This window comes from Galbibacter sp. (assembly GCF_048266365.1).
In the GTDB taxonomy this organism is placed as follows: Bacteria; Bacteroidota; Bacteroidia; order Flavobacteriales; family Flavobacteriaceae; genus Galbibacter.
Window position 1 is genome coordinate 476,193 of record NZ_JBLWZP010000002.1, and the last position, 22,392, is coordinate 498,584.

17 protein-coding genes are annotated in these 22,392 nt (G+C 37.4%); 9 read left to right on the plus strand and 8 right to left on the minus strand.

Features of this window, described 5'->3' with window-relative positions; all coding sequences use genetic code 11:
* Positions 1-71: 71 nt before the first annotated feature.
* The 3 genes from ACN0TV_RS05020 to ACN0TV_RS05030 form a co-directional block, all read right to left on the minus strand.
* Positions 72-1,007 (minus strand): FecR family protein, encoded by a 936-nt coding sequence (locus ACN0TV_RS05020; RefSeq protein WP_417360730.1) that lies wholly within the window; start codon positions 1,005-1,007, stop codon positions 72-74.
* 209 nt (positions 1,008-1,216) lie between these two features.
* Positions 1,217-2,548 (minus strand): fibronectin type III domain-containing protein, encoded by a 1,332-nt coding sequence (locus ACN0TV_RS05025; protein ID WP_417360732.1) that lies wholly within the window; start codon positions 2,546-2,548, stop codon positions 1,217-1,219.
* 166 nt (positions 2,549-2,714) lie between these two features.
* The gene (locus ACN0TV_RS05030; RefSeq protein WP_417360734.1) at positions 2,715-2,897 is read right to left on the minus strand and encodes an adenylosuccinate synthetase; all 183 of its coding nucleotides are present in this window, start codon (positions 2,895-2,897) and stop codon (positions 2,715-2,717) included.
* A gap of 172 nt (positions 2,898-3,069) precedes the next feature.
* On the opposite strand from ACN0TV_RS05030, the gene ACN0TV_RS05035 reads away from it, so the two are divergent.
* Positions 3,070-3,810 (plus strand): tyrosine-protein phosphatase, encoded by a 741-nt coding sequence (locus ACN0TV_RS05035; RefSeq protein WP_417360736.1) that lies wholly within the window; start codon positions 3,070-3,072, stop codon positions 3,808-3,810.
* A 2-nt stretch (positions 3,811-3,812) separates the two neighbouring features.
* Here ACN0TV_RS05035 and ACN0TV_RS05040 read toward each other — a convergent pair whose 3' ends face one another.
* From ACN0TV_RS05040 to ACN0TV_RS05055, 4 genes are all read right to left on the minus strand, one after another.
* On the minus strand, positions 3,813-6,164 hold the full coding sequence (locus ACN0TV_RS05040) for a polysaccharide biosynthesis tyrosine autokinase (RefSeq protein ID WP_417360737.1): 2,352 nt from the start codon (positions 6,162-6,164) through the stop codon (positions 3,813-3,815).
* Positions 6,161-6,919, minus strand: coding sequence for a polysaccharide biosynthesis/export family protein (locus ACN0TV_RS05045; protein ID WP_417360739.1), 759 nt, complete (start codon positions 6,917-6,919; stop codon positions 6,161-6,163). Before ACN0TV_RS05045 ends, ACN0TV_RS05040 begins: the two co-directional genes overlap by 4 nt.
* Positions 6,920-6,937: 18 nt before the next feature.
* Positions 6,938-8,752: a polysaccharide biosynthesis protein gene (locus ACN0TV_RS05050; protein WP_417360741.1), complete on the minus strand. Its 1,815-nt coding sequence runs from the start codon at positions 8,750-8,752 to the stop codon at positions 6,938-6,940.
* 149 nt (positions 8,753-8,901) lie between these two features.
* A complete protein-coding gene (locus ACN0TV_RS05055) occupies positions 8,902-10,035 on the minus strand; it encodes a DegT/DnrJ/EryC1/StrS family aminotransferase (RefSeq protein WP_417360742.1) in 1,134 nt (377 codons plus the stop codon).
* A gap of 560 nt (positions 10,036-10,595) precedes the next feature.
* Between ACN0TV_RS05055 and ACN0TV_RS05060 the strand changes: the two genes are divergently transcribed.
* The 8 genes from ACN0TV_RS05060 to ACN0TV_RS05095 all read left to right on the plus strand — a co-directional run bounded on the left by ACN0TV_RS05060 (position 10,596) and on the right by ACN0TV_RS05095 (position 20,327).
* Positions 10,596-11,993 carry a nucleotide sugar dehydrogenase gene (locus ACN0TV_RS05060; RefSeq protein ID WP_417360744.1) on the plus strand — a complete coding sequence of 466 codons (1,398 nt, stop codon included), beginning with the start codon at positions 10,596-10,598 and terminating at the stop codon, positions 11,991-11,993.
* Between the two features lie 340 nt (positions 11,994-12,333).
* Positions 12,334-13,848, plus strand: a complete 1,515-nt coding sequence (locus tag ACN0TV_RS05065) for a lipopolysaccharide biosynthesis protein (RefSeq protein ID WP_417360746.1) — start codon at positions 12,334-12,336, stop codon at positions 13,846-13,848.
* 57 nt (positions 13,849-13,905) lie between these two features.
* Entirely contained in the window at positions 13,906-15,033 is a 1,128-nt protein-coding gene (locus ACN0TV_RS05070; RefSeq protein WP_417360748.1) for a glycosyltransferase, read from the plus strand.
* 8 nt (positions 15,034-15,041) lie between these two features.
* Entirely contained in the window at positions 15,042-16,061 is a 1,020-nt protein-coding gene (locus tag ACN0TV_RS05075) for a glycosyltransferase family 2 protein (RefSeq protein WP_417360750.1), read from the plus strand.
* Positions 16,043-17,116, plus strand: a complete 1,074-nt coding sequence (locus ACN0TV_RS05080) for a polysaccharide pyruvyl transferase family protein (protein WP_417360752.1) — start codon at positions 16,043-16,045, stop codon at positions 17,114-17,116. The genes ACN0TV_RS05075 and ACN0TV_RS05080 overlap by 19 nt, the downstream gene beginning before the upstream one ends.
* Entirely contained in the window at positions 17,116-18,213 is a 1,098-nt protein-coding gene (locus ACN0TV_RS05085; protein WP_417360754.1) for an EpsG family protein, read from the plus strand. Before ACN0TV_RS05080 ends, ACN0TV_RS05085 begins: the two co-directional genes overlap by 1 nt.
* Before the next feature lie 3 nt (positions 18,214-18,216).
* Complete coding sequence (locus ACN0TV_RS05090; protein WP_417360756.1) at positions 18,217-19,197, plus strand: glycosyltransferase family 2 protein; 981 nt, start codon at positions 18,217-18,219, stop codon at positions 19,195-19,197.
* On the plus strand, positions 19,194-20,327 hold the full coding sequence (locus tag ACN0TV_RS05095; protein WP_417360757.1) for a glycosyltransferase family 4 protein: 1,134 nt from the start codon (positions 19,194-19,196) through the stop codon (positions 20,325-20,327). The genes ACN0TV_RS05090 and ACN0TV_RS05095 overlap by 4 nt, the downstream gene beginning before the upstream one ends.
* 83 nt (positions 20,328-20,410) lie before the next feature.
* Here ACN0TV_RS05095 and ACN0TV_RS05100 read toward each other — a convergent pair whose 3' ends face one another.
* A complete protein-coding gene (locus ACN0TV_RS05100) occupies positions 20,411-22,303 on the minus strand; it encodes a hypothetical protein (protein WP_417360759.1) in 1,893 nt (630 codons plus the stop codon).
* Positions 22,304-22,392 lie beyond the last annotated feature (89 nt).

Below are 22,392 nucleotides of genomic sequence, written 5' to 3' on the forward strand. Positions count from 1 at the left end.
CCGATTCAAGAGGTTGTAATTTGAATTAAGTCTTCATCATATCTGCATTGGGTTTTTAAGGTTTATTAGATTTATGATTGTGATTTATAGATTATAATATCCTGGCTCTTTAGTCCTTTAAATTCAAAGCCGGCAGCCTTGGACAGGGATAACAATATAGAAGAAAGCCCTTTCCCTTTAAAGGCACCCGATACAGCCAAATTCGACAGGGATTCATCCTCAATAGTTATAGAAACCTCAAATTGACGCTCCAAAGTCTTTGCAATTTGACCGAGTGGCTCATTGTTAAAAACAAGTTGTTGATGTATCCAAAAGAGTTCTAGCTGTGGGTCAAAACCCTTGCGTTCGACCTTATTCGTTTGATAGTTAAATTCTATTTTCTGACGCTCCTGCAACACCTCAGAAACACCGAGCCCATCGACTTGGACACTACCACTTATCAGGGCTACGCTACTTTTTTGATCTTTAGTATCGATGTTAAACTCTGTCCCCAAAACCTTGGTAACAATACCATTTGCGTATACCTTAAAGGGTCGTGTAGAATCGTGTTTTACGTTAAAGTAGGCCTCACCACGAAGTTTAACGAAGCGAATTGTGTCTGAGAATTTTCCTGGAAATTCCAATACACTATTCTCGTTTAAGGTGACCTTACTGCCATCATGTAGCACAATGGTTTTAATTTGATTTTCCTGCCCACTAATCTTGACAAGCTCCAATGAAGTGACTAAGTTCGTGTTTAGCCAAAATGAAAGTGCCGTAGCAATTATAATACTCACTCCGGCAACCATCCAATACCAATTCGTGTACCGTTGTGGTTGTATCTTATCCTTTACTCGAATCAGAATACTTTTCTGAATTTGGTTTTTGTGCCATTCGGATTTAAATACCTTACTCTTATGTTCTGCTTCAAGATAATGCTCAAAATCGGATATCTGATTGCGCTCAGAATCACTAGAGGCTCCTTCCTGATGTCTTTCTAAAATTTTTTTAAAGTCCTTCTCGTCCATAGATAGCTCACTATACTATGATATACCAGAAGTTAAGGTTCACACGTATGATAAAATCCTAAAAAGCTATGCAATTAACCATTTATTTAAATCGCGCTCTAAACTTTACAATCACTTAACCTTAAAAGAGGATAAAATTAAAACACGCCCCTTAATTTATTTTAAAAATTAAAGCGCGTGTTATTAAAAAATACTTGTAAAAAGAATATTTAATTGGTGATTATAGCGTCTATGATATGAATAACACCATTAGTAGCCTGAATGTCTTTTAAGATAATTTTTACATTACCATTAATGATAACATCACTACCACTCTGCGTAATGCTTAAAGTTGTCGATGCGCCAGTAGTTACAGTTCCAATGTCAACAAGCCCAGTGGAAGAATTGTTTCCTGCTACGACATGCCCTGCTATTAAAACATTTAGTGCTAAACCGGTTGGTAAAGTACCATAGTTGGCAAAAGCCGTGTTGTTAGGAGCAAAAACGGTGAATGGACCTGCCTCTTCATCATCAAGATTAAAATCAAATCCAGATAGAGCAGAGTTCAATGTGCTCAGATCATCTCGGGCAGCGATAATTTCAGCAATGGTTTGTGTAGGTGCGGCTGCATCTGTTGATACATCCAGTACCTGACTAAATTCAGAAACATTGCCCGATTCGTCCCTTGCGTTTACTTTAAATTGATAAGCGGTTTCTGCATCGAGGTTAGTTACATTAAATGTTGTGCCTGTAGCGGTTCCTATACTATTGTTACCATTAAATATTTCATAAGATGAAACAGCCTCATTATCGGTAGATTCCGTCCATGTCAACACCAAAGAATTTGTGGTTACTTCAGATGCGCTTAAATTTGTTGGTGCCGTTGGCGCCTCGGTATCCGCATCAGTGGTAGTTGTGATATTTTCGGTATTAGAAGCATCAGAAGTATTACCTGCAGCATCTATGGCCACAACATAATATTCATAGTCAGTACTAGCTGTAAGACCGCTAATATCCAAGGTAGTCTCACCATTGGTTTTACCGATGGAGGTTCCTCCTTGGAAGACTTCATAATCCGTGACCTCAACATTATCCGTTGCAGCTTCCCAATTTAGGGTTACAGAAGTTTGGGTAAGGTTAGAAGATGTCAAATTACTCGGTTCCGTTGGCTTCTCAGTGTCCGCTTGCTCCGGGGTTGTCACCGTAAGAGTTTCGCTTGGATCAGAAACGTTTTCCATAGCGTCAAAAGCCACCACATAAAAATCATAAGATGTAGATGGAGAAAGTTCAGTTACCGAATATTTCGTATCGCCTTCATTGGTACCAATAAGGACGCCATCTTGAAATACTTCATAGCCCGTTACCCCAACATTATCAGTGGCTGGATTCCATTGCAGTGTTAGACCTTCAGTACTTAAATCGATTGCCTGAAGGTCCGTTGCGGCAATTGGCTTTTCATGGTCTAAAAAAGCCTCTAATTTATCTTTGTCATCACAGGAAACCTGGAATAAAACTATCAAGCAAACAGCAAAGGAGCTGATGCGTCCAACTACATTTTTCATTTAAATCTTTTTAATTTATTAAACGTACATTAAAGTGTAAATAATTATGTTATGTACGACATGCACTTGGTTTAAGACTATGGAGTTTTGATTTTAACACTGTCAGAGCCAAAGTTTTAGAAGAAAACGGTGATTTTAACATTTGAGAAGCGTCTGGGTAGGAAAATTACTCCTTATTGGATCTTCCTTTCCTCCACAAATAATAGAATACAGCTATCAATATAGGGACAACAATGAAGATAATAACGTTGTAGATGTAATTGAAATCAATCGGATCACTATCGCTCGGTTTTGGAATTCCTTCTGCTACCTGAAAACTCATAATAAAAACGTAAAAACTTGTGAACATTTGCGTTGATTTTAATTGTTTGCAAACCTTTGAAACTATGGTAAAAGATAGTCATTTAAAGTGTTTCAACCTAGGCGTTCCTACTTTAATTTTTTTGTTAATTCCTCCTACAATTCAAAACATATTATTACTTTGGTCGTTAGAACTAATCAAAAATCTACAAGTAATACAAATGCTAACCATCCTACACAAAAAACGACTTCTCCCCGAGTTACTACAAGATTATGTGGATATTCATTGCCACCTGATACACGATATTGACGACGGTCCCAAAACACTTTACGACTCCTACCATCTCATCAAAAGAGCCATGGAATTAGGTATTAATGGCTTTATAGCTACCCCCCATATTATGGCGGATATGTATCCAAATACGCCACAGCTGATCAGTGCCCAATACGACGAACTCAAACAGCATTTAGAAGAAAAAGACTGTCTTCCAAAGGTCTTTAAAGTGGCTGCTGAGTACATGGTTGACGACAATTTTGAGATCCAACTCAACAACAAAAACTTATTGCTGCTCAGTGATCGTTATGTCCTAATTGAATTCCCTTTTATTCAAATCCCAATGAATATTGAATTTATTATTGACAGCCTCTTTGCACTAGACTATATACCCGTATTAGCTCACCCTGAACGCTACCGTTATTTCCATCATCAAGGTGACTTTTTAACCCTGTTAAAACAAAAAGGGTGTAAGTTCCAAATCAATGCACTTTCTCTGAGCACCTATTATGGAAACAGCATTCATAAAGCCGCTATGCACCTACTGGAAGAAGGGTTCTATTCCTTTTTGGGAACGGACATCCACAATCAATTACACCTAAGTAAATTATCAGAAATAAAGGTGAAAAAGAATGTGGAAAGACTAATTACCCCCTTGATTGAAAATACCAAAAATATTTTTGATTGAACTTAAGTTCTTTTTAACCAAGATCGTTTTGCTTTCCTGTCCACGCTATATCCATATCCCAATTTTGCGCCGTATCCTAGATTCGAGTACTTTACATCATTGAGCACAAGGGATAAATTTGGTAATTTTTTTCCCTGATGCAATTCTTTGATAAAATCCAACAATGGTTTTTCAGAATAATTAGCCCGCACAATATAGAGTACTCTATCGGCGTGTTTACCAATCAATAAGGTATCCGTTACAGGCAATGAAGGAGCGGTATCTACGATGATGATGTCATATTGTTTTTTCAAGGTATCAAACAATACTTTTAGTCGCCCATCCATTAATAATTCTGCAGGATTAGGTGGTATCTTACCAGAGTGAACCAAATCCAAGTTCTTTTGTGATAGGATCGGCTTAATCAATTCTGAAATCTCAATGTCTCCTTTTAAATATTCCGAGAGTCCAGGACCCGGAGATACACGTGTAAAGGCATTAAGACCAGGTTTTCTGATATCAGCTCCGATTAACAACACCCGCTTGTGCGACAGTGCATAAATTGACGCGAGGTTCTGTGCTACAAAGGATTTACCTTCTCCAGGAATAGAAGAGCTTACAAAGAGTATCTCTCCTTCCTTATTGGGGTTCTTAGGCCTTAAATAATCAATATTTGTTCTAAGTATACGGAAGGACTCTGCTAACATAGAACGATCATTATCCTTTATCATCATTTCCTTTTGGCGCTCTACATGAGGTAATTGTGCCAAAAGCCTAACAGAAGGTATCTCACTTGTCACATCCTCCTTAGAGCGTATTTTGGTATCGAAAAGTTCCTTACAATAGATAAATCCAAATGGAATAATAAATCCTAACATCAGTGCTGCAAAATAAACTTTCGTTCCGGAAGATATTGGGTTATAGCTACTATAGGCTGGTTCAATGACCTTAGAGTTTGGTGCAGTTGCAGCCATTGAAATTGCTGATTCCTCTCTCTTTTGTAACAGATAAAGATAAATCGCCTCTTTAATGTCCTGCTGCCTTTGAATATCCCTGTTTTTTCGTTCTTGACCAGGTACAGAAGAAATTCTGGCATTGATCAATTGCTCCCTGGCATGTAGGTTTCTAGACTGTATATTTAAAGTAGACTCCAAATTATTCAAATTCTGAAGCATTGTGGCCTTAAGGCCATTTAACTGCTGATCGAGTTGAACCACCACGGGGTTGTTTTCTCCAGAGGCTTTTAAAAGTCGTTGTCTCTCTAAAACGAGCTCGTTGTACTTACTCGTTACAGAGGTAACATTTTGATCTGACAACCCGACATTACTAGGCAAAAGCTCAAAATTATTCTTATCCTCCACATAGGCAGACATATAATTCACTGTATTTAATTGCGTACCTACTTGAATAAGTTGTTGTTCATTTTGCGCGCCGGTTTCTAGAAAAATACCAGCCTCGGACTGTATGTCTGTCAACTTATTTCCAACCTTAAATTGCTCCTTTGACAAATCCACTTTGGATAAATCTGTCGAAATAAGTCCAATCCGTTCATCTATAAAAGTCGCAGTAGCTTTGGCTACCTGGTTTTTTTCTTCCACCGAACTTTCGTTATACACCTGCACCAAAGTATTGACAATGTCTTTAGCTTTTTCTTGCACGGGATCCTTAAGATAAATCTCTAAAATATTAGATCCTTTACTAATCGGGGATACCCCTATGCGATTCTTATATTTCTCTCGTACATTACGAAGTGGTGATACGACAACCTGAAGAGTTTTACCTATAAAATCATCAAATTGAGTCCCACTGGGAATAATGATAAGACTTCCGGCCTTAGTTTCAATAGTTTCTCCAAAGAGGTAGGTTTTAGGGGTTCCCTCTTCAACACTGTATTGTAAGGATGTTTTTGAAGTAATATGAATGTAAAATGAATCCGAATAATTTTGAATTATCGAATCTGAGGCCAAAAAGTTTAATTTAATTGGTGGATTATTATACACCTCAGCCCTAGTAATTCTTCCTTTGGTAAATAGTTGTAATTGAAGATTCAGCCGCTCTACTACCTGGTGCATCAAGGCTCGCGATTTTAAAATCTCAATTTCCCCTTCGACCTTTGTAAAACTAGCACTGTGACCGGAGAGTCCTGCCATAAGCGCGGCATCGGGTGATAAACTATTCTCCTGCACAATCATGATTGTTGCAGTGGCATCATAAGAGGGTACAGTATATCTCAAGTACAAGAAGGCAATAATCAAGCAAATCAGCGGAATAATTATAAACCAATACCAGTTCTTCAGATAAGGTTTTAATATATCTTTAATCACAAGTTTCGGAGCCCTTAAATCGTCATTATTTTCTTTTCCTAGGGTGTTCATCTTATCAGTGCAATTACGGTGGTTAGTATAATGGAAAACACAGATAAACCAATGGTAAGTCTGCTATCCAAATTGGATGTTCTTACGACAGATTTATTGGGTTCAACATACACCACGTCGTTCTGTGTAAGGTAATAGACCGGAGAATTCACAAACTCTTTGGTGGTTAAATCAACCCTTGTATAGGTCTTCACACCATCAAAATCGCGTATAACTAATACGTTTTTACGTCTGCCTCTTATGTCTAGGTCACCTGCCAAACCAATGGCCTCAAGCAGGGTAATCCGTTCGCTATCTACCAAATAGGTCCCCGGTTTATTCACTTGACCTAATACTGTGACTCTAAAGTTCTTAATCCTGATATTTACAATAGGATCATTTAGAAATTGTCCTTCTATAAGCCGCTTTCTAAGAAGCTCTTTGGCCTCTGTTGTGGATAAACCAATAAGCTTTATTTTACCCAATACCGGGAAATCAATATTTCCATCTTGATCGATCACGTAATCGAGTTCCCTTGTATTTTGTCCAGCCCCAATAGTGAGATTAAATGGCGCTGTAGCTGCCATATCAAAGCTAGAGATATAGATGCTGACAATATCATCAATTTTAAATTTAGGTTCGAAGGAATTGGTAACGACTTCTGTTTCAAAGGGACGTGCATTCTGCACGTACACAATGTTCTTTCTAGAGCCACAGCCTATAAATAAAAAGAGCATAGCAATTCCCAAACTGCATTTAATCAACTTATAATACATAGTATATGTTTTCTTAGCTTAGATGTTGAAATTATTGGGTGTGTAGTTCAAAGACTGCATCAGCGTATAATTCGGCAGTTTGGTTTCCAACACACGAGCATCCATAAATTCGTAATCTGAATTTTGTGAAATGAACTCAGGTACAATTTCTTTTAGTTTTTTTACAATGATATTGGTATCGTGGTAAAGGTTGAGCATACACAAGGCATCGATCTGAGACTTTCTCTTCTCATAATCCAAGGTCTTAGTCTTGCTAATCATGATTTTCTCATGATAGGTAGGCAAGGTATTCTCACCATTGGCCAATAATTCTTCATAGAGTTTTTCACCTGGTCGAAGACCAGTAATTTTAATCCCTATTTCTTCAGGATATTTAAACCCTGAAAGTCGAATCATATTCTTAGCCAAATCCATGATTTTTACACTCTCACCCATATCAAAGATGAATATTTCTCCTCCCTCACCCATGGAACCAGCCTCTAGCACCAATTGAGAAGCCTCAGGAATGGTCATAAAATAGCGCGTGATTTTCTCATGAGTAACAGTAAGTGGTCCTCCTTTTTCGAGTTGTTTTTTGAATAATGGAATTACAGAGCCATTGGAGCCTAATACATTTCCAAAACGTGTTGTTATGAATTTTGTGGTGTTCTCAGGACTGTTTTGTAAACTACCAATATAGATTTCGGCGGTCCTTTTTGTAGCACCCATTACATTAGTTGGATTTACCGCCTTATCCGTAGATACCATCACAAACTTATCTACCTCATATTTCATGGCCATTCTCGCCAAGATTCTCGTACCTCCAACATTTATTTTAACGGCCTCGTAAGGATTTTCTTCCATTAGAGGAACATGCTTATATGCGGCAGCATGAAATAGAATATTAGGTCTATAGGTGGAAATGACATTTTCAATACCAAACTGGTCTCTAACATCAGCGACTATGGCTACAAATTCTTTGACACCTTCTTGCTTGAATTCTTGTTGCAAATCGTATAAGGCAGATTCAGCGATATCGACCAATATCAATTTTTTGAAATTAAATTTACTCAACTGTCTTGAAATCTCGCTCCCGATGGAACCAGCAGCACCAGTAACCATGAGCACCTTACCTTTAAACTCGTGTTGTAATTTCTTATTCTCGATGTTTATAGGACTGCGATCCAATAGATCTTCCAGTTTTATAGGCTTGATCTGATTGACATTTAATTCGCCACTGATCCATTGTTCAATTGGAGGTACAACCTTGATTGTTGGTACGTAGTCTATAAAAGTTTCCACCCTTGTTCTCAATTTAGAAGAGGCTGTATTGTGAATGGAAATTATAATTTCATTGATCTGATGTTTTTGTATATACTCTTTATCAATCGCTCCTGTTTCAATAACCTTTGTTCCGTTAATACTGTTGCCAACCTTTCTTAAATCATCATCGATAAAAGCCACTATATTAGTATTTTTATCCATATTGTTAGCCAGTGCATACTGGGTCATAATACCAGATTCTCCAGCACCGTAAATCAAGATGTTCTTTCTAGCCTTAAGCTTACAATTCACAAATTTATAGACAGATCTAAAAACGATACCAGCGATAGCCAGCGTTACAAAATTCAAAAACACATGCAAGATGATAATCGATTTAGGAATCGTAATACCTGGTAGTATTGCATATGTCTTGTTAATCGCAACTGCACCCATGGCTAAAAATCCTAATAGCATGCAAGCTGTAAAAATGTTTAAAAGATCTCTCACCCCTGTATAACGGATGATGCGTTTGTAGGTTCCCATAATTACAAAGCTTATTGCAGACAATACAGCTACAATGGGAAGATCCATCAAAAAGTTTTCAATATTAAAATTTACGGTCAGGTGAAACCTTATGAAGTAAACCAAAAAGAAGGTAAACAATACAAGGACTATATCGAAGGCTAATACAAACCATTTCGATACAAATTTCGGTGCTAAAGAGCTTAAGTATCTATAGATCATCTCAATAGGGTGTTTTTAATCAGGTTGGTTGTTTTTTCTAATTCTTCCTCACTAAGGTTTGAGCCACTCGGTAAACAAAGGCCAGTGTCAAACAGAGATTCAGAGAAGCCGTTAACGTATGCTTTACAATTTTTAAAGAAAGGTTGCATATGCATGGGTTTCCACAATGGGCGGGATTCTATATCCTCCTCAGCCAGTGCAAGTCGGATGCGTTCTCTAGTCTGATAGGAGTCTGTCCGAACAGCTGTTAACCAGCGATTGGAATAGGTACCCTCTGGCTCGCTTAAAAAATTGAGCTCAGGAAATCCTGCTAATTTTTCATGATAATAGTTATAATTTGCTCTTCTTTGTAGTACACGATCCTCTAAAACCTCCATTTGACCACGGCCTATCCCAGCCACTACATTACTCATGCGGTAGTTATAGCCAATCTGAGAGTGCTGGTAATGCACCGCTTGGTCTCTGGACTGGGTAGCTAACTTCACCGCAGCGTCCTTTTGAGATTTGCTTCTGGTAATCAAGGCTCCTCCTCCAGAAGTAGTAATAATTTTGTTGCCGTTAAAAGATAATATAGAGAGGTCCCCTAAGGTACCACACTTGATTCCTAAATATTCGCTCCCCAGGGCCTCAGCGCTATCTTCTATTACGGGAATGTCATATTTTCTAGCAATTTGATTAATTGCCAGGGCATTGTATGGCATTCCATAAAGATGTACGGCAACAATTGCTTTGGGCTTTTTATGCTCCTTAATACGATCCAATATGGCGACTTCCAACAATTCTGGAGATAAATTCCAAGTCTCTTCTTCACTGTCGATAAAAATCGGATTGGCGCCCTGGTACACTATAGGATTAGCGGTGGCGGAAAAAGTTAGGCTCTGACATAATACGTCGTCGCCTATACCTACCCCAAGTACTATCAATGCCAAGTGGATTGCTGAAGTTCCTGAGGATACAGCCGCGACGTGAACGCCTTCTTTTAAGTATGAGGTAATTGAAGCTTCAAATCCGTCTACATTTGGTCCTAGAGTCGCTACCCAATTGGTTGCAAAAGCTTCATCGACATACTTTTGTTCCTGACCACCCATGTGGGGAGATGAAAGCCAGATTTTTCTTTGTGTTGTAATCATTTTAACTCTTATGTTAATGACAAGAGTTAAGTTTTATGTAAGATGGGCTGGTTAATGTTTTTGTAATACCAATGGTATTACATCAAATTAAGGATCATCTTAATGGGAAGCTTTTTAATGATAGTAGGTAACTATCCTGGATTCTCTCCGCTGTCCAATTAAATCAATTCCTTGCTATTAATCAATTTAACTTTTCGAAGAAGTAGGGTAAAAGTAGCAAAGTAAAGTATCTGTCATGAGGTAATTCGGTGAATGTTAAGTTTATTTCGGTTAACGACGAAATCATAAAAAAAAAGTTAATTGCCAATTACCATTCAACGGTGAAATTGTACGTAAGGCGCATTTATTTTGAATCTAGGTCATATTAAAGGAATTATGCTAAAACACTGGGGTTACAAGTGATTCAAATACACTTATCACGACCATTTAAGTCCTAAAAAATAAACGAATACGATTTTTTAAGAAGAATTATTCAGAAGCTTATATATTTGTAGATAACTTAGAAGACTCCTATGTCAAGGAGAGAATTTCATACTGTATTACTATAAAATCTATTGAAGTTGAAAACGATAAAAAACATATGTTGCATAGGTGCGGGCTATGTGGGGGGACCTACAATGAGTGTCATCGCATTTAAATGTCCAGATATTCAAGTAACCGTTGTGGATATCAATGCAGAGCGGATCAAAGCGTGGAATGACACAGATTTGGATAAGCTCCCTGTGTATGAGCCTGGACTTAAAGAAATTGTCGCCACTGCTCGAGGAAGAAACTTATTCTTTTCCACAGAAGTCGACCAAGCCATTGACCAGGCCGATATGATATTTATTTCGGTGAATACGCCCACTAAAACATATGGAAAAGGAAAAGGTCAAGCAGCCGATCTAAAATACATAGAACTATGTGCCAGAAATATTGCACGTGTGGCCAAGGATGACAAAATTGTTATTGAAAAGTCTACCCTACCAGTACGTACAGCTCAGGCTATAAAAAACATTTTGGACAACACTGGTAATCATGTAAATTTTGAAATCCTTTCAAACCCTGAGTTTTTGGCCGAAGGGACAGCTATAACAGATCTATTAAATGCGGACAGAGTTCTTATTGGTGGTGATTCTACCCCAAATGGTGAGGCTGCAAAACAAGCCTTGAGCTCAATTTATGAAAACTGGTTACCTAAGGAAAGGATTCTATTGACCAATGTATGGTCTTCAGAGCTTTCTAAACTTGTCGCAAATGCTTTTCTAGCACAGCGAATTTCATCGATCAACTCTATCTCTGCCCTTTGTGAGAAAACTGATGCCGATGTGGATGAAGTAGCTAAGGCAATCGGATTGGATAGTAGGATCGGACCAAAATTCCTGAAAGCTTCCGTAGGTTTTGGAGGATCTTGTTTTCAAAAAGACATCCTAAACTTAGTGTATATTGCAAAGAGTTACGGACTAGAAGAAGTGTCGAATTATTGGGAACAAGTTATAAAGATTAACGACTACCAAAAACAGCGGTTTGCGGACTCCATAGTTTCCACACTTTATAATACTGTTTCAGGTAAGAAAATAGTGTTCTATGGATGGGCCTTTAAAAAAGACACTAATGATACCCGGGAATCTGCCGCTATATATGTGGCTAATGCTCTTTTAGAGGAACAAGCTGAGATTGTAGTATACGATCCAAAGGTTAGTGATCAGCAAATATATGCGGATTTAGATCGATTAAATACACGTTCAGAAGAGGAAAATCGTCGCCTGTTAACTGTATCTAAAGACCCTTTAACTTGTGTAGATGACGCACATGCCATAGCCATACTTACGGAATGGGATGAATTTAAAACCTTGGACTGGGAAACCATCTATACTAAGATGTTAAAGCCCTCTTTTGTGTTTGATGGAAGAAGGATATTAGACAGCAAAAAATTAAATGCCATCGGCTTTAAATATAGCCGAATCGGTGAATCATAAGTCGAGCCTTAACGACCAACTATCAGAAAGGTTTTAACCCTAAAATATAGCGTTAAAACCTTTCTTGTCAACACCTTATAAGACAGGGTCTGTAAGCGACTTCCTTCACCCCTCCACCCACCTATTCTTTAAAAGAATACCGTTCAACCCGATTATTGAGCAGTTTAAATTATTCTCAATTTCAATTAGCGCTTTTTTGTGATATTTAACCCGTAATACAGGATTTTTAGTTCTTAAATCTACTGTTTTGCAGTTCGTACCCTCAGTGTAGCCAAAATCAACACACATTAAATAGATTAATAGCAGGATTTATTTAAAAAATTGAACTTTAGGAAGCACCATGATATCAAAAGAAATTAAAGGCGGAGCACTGCTTTCATATGCCACTATATTTGCAACAAATATAGTAGGGATAGTATTGACCCCATATATTATTAAGTCCTTAGGAGCTTCCGAATACGGGCTGTACACGATGATTGGAGCCTTTGTTGGATATCTAACGGTACTCGATTTTGGCATCAACAACTCCATCATACGCTTTGTTGCTAAGTATCGTGCTGAAGAGGATAAAAAAGGAGAAGAAAATTTCCTGGCAGTCTCATTCATTATTTACGCTTTAATATCCCTTTGTATTCTTGTCTTGGGCAGTATTGGATACCTACACTTGGATGATCTCTTTGGCGACACTCTGACCGCGGATCAGTTAAACAAGGCAAAAATTATGGTTATGATTTTGATTTTCAATATTGCCGTAACCATACCCGGCGGCGCTTTTAATGCCATTTGTATGGCTTATGAAAACTTCACACTCCCAAAGGCAATCAACCTTGTCAAATACCTGTTAAGATCACTTTTAGTAGTTGTTATTTTATTCTATGGAGGTGACTCCATAAGCCTAGTGATTATTGACACTATCATGAATTTGATCTTTATAGTGACCATGGCCTATATAGCCCTGTATAAATTAAAAGTCAAAATTCGCTACTACACTTTTGAAAAATCTCTTGCCATGTCCATATTCCACTACTCGGTATGGGTATTTGTGTTGGCATTAGTCAATAAGTTAAGATGGCAATTTGGGCAACTTGTTCTTGGGCTTAATTACGAAACTACCGTAGTTGCGATATATGCAGTTGGAATAACATTAGGAAGTTATTACGGAGCTTTCTCCTCGGCCATTTCTTCATTGTTTCTTCCCAAAGCTATGCAGATGACCGTTAGGAGTGAATCTCCTCAGGTCATGACAGATACCTTCGTTAAGATATCTCGAATTTCCACCTACATCCTTTTTTTTATTTTAGGAGGATTTATACTCGTGGGAAGACAATTCATTCATTTGTGGGTGGGTGATACCTTTGCAGAAGCATACCTGTATACGGTACTTATAATGATCGGACTCACCTTTACCCTTAGTCAATCATTTGGAAATGATCTGCTACAAGCGAAAAACAAACACCGCTTTAGAGGAATCATCATACTAACAGCCACCATACTCGGAGTAGCAGTAGGATGGAATTTATCACTGTCATATGGAGCTACAGGTTTGATCGCTTCCGTAGTTGCGTTTATCTTTTTGGAGCGTATAGTCATGTGGTGGTATATGAATAAAGAGTTGCAGATAAATATGGTCCACTACTTTAAAAATTTCTCCGGACAATTACTTTGTTTTTTAATTGCTTTGCTGATTTCCTATCCCCTACTTGGATTGATTACAATGCCAGGATGGTTTGGCCTCTTTTGCAAAGTAGCACTCTTTGCTCTGATGTATTGCAGCTGTATGTTCCAAGTGATGAACAAAACGGAAAAGCGTCTGGTTCGGGACTTGGTTCCAGCCTCATTAAAAATAAGAAGATAATAAGAATTCCTAAAACGGAAGTATATAGAAACACCCTATCCATTAACCACCAAAACAATGATAATTAAAAAACCAAGCATATTATTTGTACATCCCGATTTGCGAGGAGGTGGCGCCGAGAAGGTGCTGGTCAACCTTTTGAATTCCATGGATACAGAAAAATACGACATTCATCTGCTCACCTATTTTGAAGAAGGTGTTAATCGCAAGGACCTCAGCCCAGCAATTAAGCAACGTTATATATTTAAAAAGGTCTTTAGGGGCTGGTCCGTCCTTCAGAAACTATTCAGTCCTGGCCAGCTCTACAATCTATTTATTAAAGAAAAGTACGATATCATTATCGCCTATCTAGAAGGAGTACCCACACGAATGGTAAGCGGATGTCCACATCAGCCTACCAAACTCATTTCTTGGTTACATACTGATTTAAACCTGGGAAGTATTGAAAAAGTATACTGGAGTAATAAAGAAATGAAATTATCCTATGATCGTTTTGACCGCGTAATCGCTGTATCCAAAGAAGTTTTAGAATCTTGTATCGAACAATGTGCTCTTAATAAAACTAAAGGAGAGATTATTCATAATGTAATAGATACCAATGCCATTTTGAACAATGGGAAACAATCCCTAAACGGTCAAGCTCTAAAGACGGATTGTATAAACATATGTAGTGTTGGTAGACTTACTAAGATAAAAGGCTTTGATCGTTTAATCCAAGTTCTTAGTAGAATAACACCAAAATTTCCAAAAATCCATCTGTATCTGTTGGGTGTTGGAGAGGAAAAAATAGCCCTTGAAAGCTTAGTTCGACAGCTTAAATTAGAATCCCACATTAGCTTTTTAGGATTCCAAAAGAATCCACATCAATTTGTTTCTAAATGTGATCTATTTGTTTGCTCATCCCTCCATGAAGGGTATAGCACGGCAGTTACAGAAGCTGTTATACTAGGGATTCCTGTGTTGACAACCGCTTGTGCCGGGATGGATGACATCCTCGATAGAGGAGAAACTGGTATGATCGTAGAGAACTCTAGCGAAGGATTATATCAAGGTCTGTTTAGTCTATTATCCCAGCCTTCATTACTATCCAGCTATGCCGATAAAACAAAGCAAAAGTCCAGCTATTATCAACAAAACAATAATGCAACCAAAGTGGAGGTGCTCATCGACACTCTTTTAAACTAAACGCTGTTATGGAAAATCCGTTTTTCTCGGTTATCATGCCTGCCTATAAGGTAGAAAAATATATCGCCAAGGCCATCGAAAGTGTACTGAATCAAAGTTTTGAAAACTTTGAACTCTTGGTCATCAATGATGGTTCCCCTGATAGCAGCGCAGAGCTTGCTAAAGATTATGTTTCATTGGATCCTCGAGTAAAGCTATTGAACAAAGAAAATGGAGGGCTTTCCGATGCAAGAAATTTTGGTATAAAACACGCCAAAGGAAGTTATCTGTATTTTATGGATAGTGATGATTGGATCGAAGGTAATCTTTTAGAAAAAATCCACGATCAAATTCAAATTAACCCCGTAGACATATATGTATTTGGCTATTATCTAGATCAGGAGGATGATCAAGGAAAGTTACTTCAGAGGCAAATTATGCATGCTTACAATTATAAATTTGATATCGGTCGCGAAAAAGCACCAAAATTGAATTCACATTTTATGGGACTTCTAGGGTATGCATGGAACAAAGTTTATTCTAAAATCTTTATCGATTACTACCACCTTCGCTTTGACAAGGGCATCTCACTAGTAGAGGACATGCTTTTTAACGCCATAGCCTACCAAAAAGCAAATGCTTTAGTGATGATAGAGGAATGTTTCTACCATTACATCAGTAGAGAGGTTCCCACTCTTATTAAAAGCTATCACAAAGATGCCTTTGAACTAATATTGACAAAACACCGTGCGATAAAGCCTTTTCTAGCAAAATGGGGTTATAGTAAAACTAAGATCAAACAAACCATGGCCAATAACCTGGTCATGGGTATTCAGTATTGTGTAAACAACCTCTTATACTATAAAAGTGACCTAACCGCTGCAGAAAAGAAAAAATATATCAATGAAATTCTCCAACATAAGGAGACTAAAAAATATATCGATTACTACCAACCCGCAACCAAAAGTGATCAATTGTATAAAAAACTAATCAAATACCGATTAAGCTCGGTCTTAATGTATATCAAATCATGGAAAAAAGCAGCTTGATTACGCAATTAAAAAAGAAAATTCCATTTGAGACCAAAGTACAGTTCCAATTGCAAAAATTGAAGTGTACCTCAGATGATCAAAATTACTTTAATTTCAACTCTAAAGAGAAACGAATATTTATATTCTTGGCCGCAGATTACGGAAATCTAGGCGATGTGGCCATTACCTATGCACAGCATCTATTTTTGAGTTATACTTACCCAGAGTACCAGGTTATTGAAATCCCAATTAGCAGGACACTTAAGGGAATTGTTCAGCTTAAAAAGCATATTCAAGATCAGGACATAGTTACAACAGTAGGTGGAGGAAACACTGGTGATATGTATCACCAGATAGAGCATTTCAGGCAATTGGTTATTCAAAACTTCCCAAACAATCCTGTGATTTCCTTTCCTCAAACCATCGATTTTTCTACCACCGAAAAGGGTAGAAAACGATTGCAAAAAGCAATAGCTATCTATGGAAAACATCCAAAGTTAACGCTAGTTGCTCGAGAGTTAAAATCTTACGATTACTACAAAAAGCACTTTAATAATAAGGTGCTGTTATTGCCGGATATCGTCACCACCCTAGATCGTTCTCAACCTGAATTTGAGCGCAGTGGCGCCATCATTTGCTTGAGAAAAGACAAGGAGCGAAAACTCAGTGAACAACAGGAACTAGAATTGACTAATTATGTAAAAGAGCGTTTCAACAACTATACCTATTACGATACCCACATTGGTGGGCAAGGATTGACCATGAAAAAGAAAATCGCGGCTCTATTCCAAATTTGGGATACCTTCAAAAAAACAGAATTAGTGATTACAGATCGGCTACATGGAATGATCTTTTGCCATATCACCAATACACCAGCCTTAGTGTTTTTAAACAACAATCACAAAATTGAACAGTCCTATAAATGGATTGCACACAATCCCAGATTAAAACTGATTAAAAATTATCATGTAGGAGATATCGCCACTAAAATTAACCAATTGAGTCAGTTGCCGGAGACCGATAGAATTTCTTTAATGTCAGCTTATAAAAATTTTAAAACCATGGTTGAATAATGTTTAACTTATTTTCCATAGAAGATTATAGTAGCATTTATTACAACACTCAATTGGTTGTGATACTACTTACGCTACTACATACGCAACTATTTGATTATAGAGACAAGGCAACCCATAAATACTTGGCGATAATCGGGTGGCCATATGCCTTGTTTATAGTACTGTTCATTGGACTACGTCCAATCAATGGGATTTTTGTTGATATGACCACCTACGCATATATGTTCTACCGGGAAACTGTTGGCAGTCCAGTAGAAATAGGGAGTGACATCGCCTTTGCTTATCTATTAAAAATAAGTGCAAAAATCACTAATGAAACGGGGTTTTTCTTTATTTGCGCATTGCTGTATATTGGGAGTTTAATCATCGCATGTAAAAACTTATTTAAGTCTTATTGGATCTATTGTTTTATTGCACTGGTGGCGTCTTTCTCTTTCTATGCCTACGGGGTGAACGGCATTCGAAACGGAATGGCCACATCCCTATTCATTTTAGGTATTGCATACCACAAAAAGCCCATTATATCCGCAATAATCATTGTTATATCATGTCTATTTCATCAATCAATGTACTTACCCACCATCGCATATCTTGTTACCTATTTTCACAACAAGCCTAAGATCTACCTCATAGGATGGCTAGCTGCAATTCCAATATCGTTGGTTTTTGGAAACTTTTTCGTTGGATTGTTCTCAGGATTAGGGCTTGCAGACGATAGATTAAGTGATTACCTACTATCTGAGGCCGGTGCTAGTGAGTTCTCCAGTACCGGATTTCGTTGGGACTTCTTAATTTACGGGGCCACAGGAACCTTTGCAGGCTGGTATTTCATATATAAGAAAAACTTTAAAGACATTTTTTACAATCGCATATACGGCACCTACCTCATAGCGAATGCTTTTTGGATTTTGATTATTACGGCTAATTTTTCAAATCGTTTTGCATACCTCTCATGGTTCATGTTAGCAGTAGTCATATTTTATCCTTTTTTAAAGAAGCGCTTCTTTGCATACCAACACCAAATCTTTGGAGCAGTACTGCTACTATATTTTTTATTTACCTATACAATGAATCTATTAATACCTAGTATATAAAACATGAATTTAAGTATAATTATACCCGTTTATAATGTAGAAAAGTACATTGAAAGATGTATCCGCTCCTGCTATGATCAGCAGTTGGCACATAGCGAGTACGAAATTATAGTGGTTGATGATGAATCACCAGATGGAAGTGTTAGAATAGTCCATGGATTCATGAAATCCTTTCCAAACATAAGAGTCATCAGTCAAAAAAACAAAGGATTGGGAGGTGCGAGAAACACTGGTATTCAAAATGCAAAAGGCCGCTATTTACTTTTCTTGGATTCGGATGATTATCTATTATCTAATGTTCTAAATAGACTCATGAAAATCGCTGTTCCAAAAGAATTGGATATTTTGGACTTTGCTGCAAACGGCGTTAGAGAAGATGGCAGTATAGTCTACTCCATACGCCATCAAAATTGTCCTGAGCCTGTAACTGGACCAGAATATTTCAACTGCGGGCATCACAATTCTGCATGTGTCAGGTTGTATCGCACTGAATTTCTCACTCAACATCATCTTCTGTTTAAGGAAAAGGTATATATAGAAGATGTTGAATTTAATTTTAAAGCCGTGTTTATGGCCCAAAGGATTATGTCAACGGAACTGGTGATATCCAATTTTGTTCAAACCGCTGATTCAATTACCCGTAGCAGTAATACTTCAAAAAACCAAAAACTCATTCAGGACATACTACAAAGTGTTCTCCTTATTGACAATTATAGCAAATACAAAATAACAGAAAACTCCATTGCCTATAATAAGAGTAGAGCCAAGGTAAATGAGCTTGTGATTTCATTACTTAAAAACCTCTTTTCTAAAAGTAAAAACAAAGAGTTGTTCACAGCTACTTTGAAGGCATTAAGAGCTGCAGAATTATACCCCGTACAGTATATGTCAGATAATCACCAACGCAATTTATTTAAAAGTTTTGCAAACCAATATTGGATTTTTAAACATTTCTACACATTAAAAACACGAATTGGATCATGAAAGATACATTTCTCCTTATTACAACAGTACCACAATCCTTGAACTTTTATAAGGGACAGGTACAAGTACTTAAAAGTAAGTACCATATCGAAGTTGCCTCTAGTCCGGGACAAAGACTTGATACCTTTGGTGAACTTGAAGATGTTCCAATTCACGAGGTTCCAATGAAAAGAGAAATTTCGATATTTTCTGACGTGGTAAGTTTATACAGACTCTTCAAATTAATTAAAAAAACAAAGCCCAAAGTGGTTCACGCCAGTACGCCCAAAGCCGGTTTCTTAGGAATGCTATCCGCATTTTTAAACAAAACTCCAGTACGAATTTATTTTGTTCTTGGCTTGCGTTACGAAGGAACTCGTGGATTTAAAAGAAGGTTCCTTATGCTGATAGAAAGTTTAAGTTGTAAACTGGCTACACATGTCTTTGCAGTTAGTAATGGAACTAAGAAAACTCTCGAAGAAAATAAGATTACATCAAAAAATATACAAATCATCTGGAATGGAAGTATCAATGGCATTGATACAAAACAATTTAATGTCGACGCAACCTCTAACCCTGCTATTGACAAAAATCTCATTCCGGATGGAAGTTTTATATATGGCTATGTCGGGCGCTTAGTGGGCGATAAAGGCACTAACGAACTCATCGATGCATTCACACAACTTCATCAAAGTCATCCGGAAATCCGATTGCTCTTAATTGGCGATTTTGAAGACATTCAAGATCCTGTATCTGATAGAACCAGATCACTTATTAAAAATCACCCTGCCATTTTATATCAAGGCTACCAAAGTAATGTAAAACCATACCTTAAACTCATGAATGTTTTTGTGTTCCCATCCTATAGAGAAGGGTTCGGAATGGTAGTCATGGAGGCTGCCGCAATGGAAAAACCTGTGATTTGTTCAAATATTACGGGCTGTAACGAAATTATAATTGATGGTCACAGTGGCGTTTTAATTCCACCCAAATCAACAGATATGTTATTGTTAGCAATGAAGTCATTACGAACCCAGCCTGAACTTTTAGAAAAACTGAGCACCAACGCTAGAGCTTCCATAATACAGAGATATGAACAACAAACTTTATGGAAACATTCACTCGAGGCCTATGCCAAAATAACTGGTTAAAATGCATAAACATGAAAGAGCTAAGCAAAAAAACCATCCCAAGTTAATGAGATGGAATCTTTTGAAATTTGATTAGAGTGTCTCTAGAGTATCTGATTATTTGTCAAAATAATATTTTCTGACTCGCGGTGTTCAACTTTCACACTCATTTCTGAATTTTGAATTGTAATATTTTTACTATTAAAAATATACAATTCCCGATCAGATAAGAAAGTACAATTATCAAAAAGGAGTCTATCCGTACTGCCTGACAATCTATTATTTAGATCGTTTAAATAAATAGGACGGTGTTGTACACTAATTTTATCACCTTTGATGGTCACTCCCTTCGCGACAGCATTTCCCCTAGAGAAATATCCGTAACTAACACTTCTATCGCTCTCCATAAAATTGTTAAAGAGTTGGCCGTTTTCAGTATCTGATATGTTTATACCTGTGATAAAGTCGTACAATTTATTTCCAGAGACCGTAACATTTTTGGATCCAATTCTCATGGAGGTGTCATAACCAGAAATGGTGTTCCCGGTGACTTCAATGTTATAAGTCAAACGCTCAGTATCGTTAACGAAATAATCGTCAAAACTAATAGCTGTTTGGTTCGTAATTCTAGCTCCCGCTTTAAAATTATTATTTAAGATTTCCACATCATTACCGGCGTTAATACCTAATCTATTATCAAATGTATTTCCACTTATCTCAACAAAGCTTGCGGTATACACGATGACATCTGCGACGTCATTTCCAACAAATTTATTATTTCGAATAGTCACATTGGTTACCCTTTCATATTCGTATAAACTACCATCGTCTTTTCGTTCTCTATAGGCCTCCAAATCAATTCCAACTTCTGGTGCGGTACCTGCATAAGCCTCTCCACTTTCATCTTCACCACCAGCATTGGAGATAACGTTATTTTCTATAATTAGTCCATTGGCATCAATGACAGAAACGTTATTTCTTCTACACTTGTCAATTAAACTATTTTTAACCACTACACCGGAAGACTCCATTTCGCCTGATTTAATAGAACCATCTCTATTTCTAATAGCAGAGATCTGAACCAAAACACCATCTCCTTCTCCTTCGTATATATTGACATTATCCACGGTAACATTTTGAGATCCAGCTATACCCACTAATGAACCATAACCATGCGTAGATCTGGAGACACCTGTCTCATCAGTAACATTCGAATAATCATGTAAATAGCGGTCACCTACTAGATTACCTCCTTCAATTATTACATTTTGTGCCTTAAATGTCATGAGTAGTCTACTAAATGGGTTGTTTGTAGGTTGCACACGAATAAAAGTATTGTCACTCATTAAAAAGTGTGTATTAGAAGGCACCATTATGGAATTGTCTGCATACGAATAAGGAGGGTGCGAGGTGAGTCGTTTACCGAAAAAGTACGCATCCAATTTATCAATTTCAAAAACTTCCATTCCTAGATCATTAGTTAGCGCAATGGCTTTATTCAAATTCTCTTTATTCTGGAATGCTTTATCATCAGTAGTCTTCCCTTGCACCATATCCCAACGAGAAGGTTCAAAAATAAAGTGTGGATGCTCAATAGCCAGCCCACCTTCAACTTGAAGATCAATATTTAGTAATTGACCATCAATAACACCTTTAGACGCAAAGACCAAACTACCATTGGTAATTTTACCTCCGTCAAAATTAAGCTTCACACCATCCGGTAAACTGATACGTTGTCCCTGAAGATCGTAATCACAGCTAATATTAAGAGATGCATTCACTTGCGTGCTTGCAAAATTGTAATCACATGGAATATCCACGGCATCTGTAATCACATTATAGGGGTCGTCTGATCCCGCTTCCGGATCGGGATCAATCACTTCGGAGTTCTCATTATCTCCATTTAAAAATGCATCTAAAGCCTGATCATCGTCACAGGCAATAAACATTAACACTAAACTTACGAATAGCAGCATCAACCAACTTCTTTTGTACATGGCTAAGTTCAATTTAATAAATTATTACACATTAGGGCTTGATAAAAAATAGACGAAATACACATTTCATCGACAAACCACATTTTCAT

Excerpts from the sequence above, each read along its gene's own strand:
- ACN0TV_RS05020 (WP_417360730.1), bottom strand. The coding sequence starts at position 1,007 with ATGGACGAGAAGGACTTTAAAAAAATTTTAGAAAGACATCAGGAAGGA.
- ACN0TV_RS05050 (WP_417360741.1), bottom strand. The coding sequence starts at position 8,752 with ATGGATCTTCCCATTGTAGCTGTATTGTCTGCAATAAGCTTTGTAATT.
- ACN0TV_RS05075 (WP_417360750.1), top strand. The coding sequence starts at position 15,042 with ATGGAAAATCCGTTTTTCTCGGTTATCATGCCTGCCTATAAGGTAGAA.
- ACN0TV_RS05030 (WP_417360734.1), bottom strand. The coding sequence starts at position 2,897 with ATGTTCACAAGTTTTTACGTTTTTATTATGAGTTTTCAGGTAGCAGAA.
- ACN0TV_RS05040 (WP_417360737.1), bottom strand. The coding sequence starts at position 6,164 with ATGAACACCCTAGGAAAAGAAAATAATGACGATTTAAGGGCTCCGAAA.
- ACN0TV_RS05065 (WP_417360746.1), top strand. The coding sequence starts at position 12,334 with ATGATATCAAAAGAAATTAAAGGCGGAGCACTGCTTTCATATGCCACT.
- ACN0TV_RS05080 (WP_417360752.1), top strand. The coding sequence starts at position 16,043 with ATGGAAAAAAGCAGCTTGATTACGCAATTAAAAAAGAAAATTCCATTT.
- ACN0TV_RS05045 (WP_417360739.1), bottom strand. The coding sequence starts at position 6,919 with ATGTATTATAAGTTGATTAAATGCAGTTTGGGAATTGCTATGCTCTTT.
- ACN0TV_RS05055 (WP_417360742.1), bottom strand. The coding sequence starts at position 10,035 with ATGATTACAACACAAAGAAAAATCTGGCTTTCATCTCCCCACATGGGT.
- ACN0TV_RS05095 (WP_417360757.1), top strand. The coding sequence starts at position 19,194 with ATGAAAGATACATTTCTCCTTATTACAACAGTACCACAATCCTTGAAC.
- ACN0TV_RS05035 (WP_417360736.1), top strand. The coding sequence starts at position 3,070 with ATGCTAACCATCCTACACAAAAAACGACTTCTCCCCGAGTTACTACAA.
- ACN0TV_RS05090 (WP_417360756.1), top strand. The coding sequence starts at position 18,217 with ATGAATTTAAGTATAATTATACCCGTTTATAATGTAGAAAAGTACATT.
- ACN0TV_RS05085 (WP_417360754.1), top strand. The coding sequence starts at position 17,116 with ATGTTTAACTTATTTTCCATAGAAGATTATAGTAGCATTTATTACAAC.
- ACN0TV_RS05025 (WP_417360732.1), bottom strand. The coding sequence starts at position 2,548 with ATGAAAAATGTAGTTGGACGCATCAGCTCCTTTGCTGTTTGCTTGATA.
- ACN0TV_RS05100 (WP_417360759.1), bottom strand. The coding sequence starts at position 22,303 with ATGTACAAAAGAAGTTGGTTGATGCTGCTATTCGTAAGTTTAGTGTTA.
- ACN0TV_RS05070 (WP_417360748.1), top strand. The coding sequence starts at position 13,906 with ATGATAATTAAAAAACCAAGCATATTATTTGTACATCCCGATTTGCGA.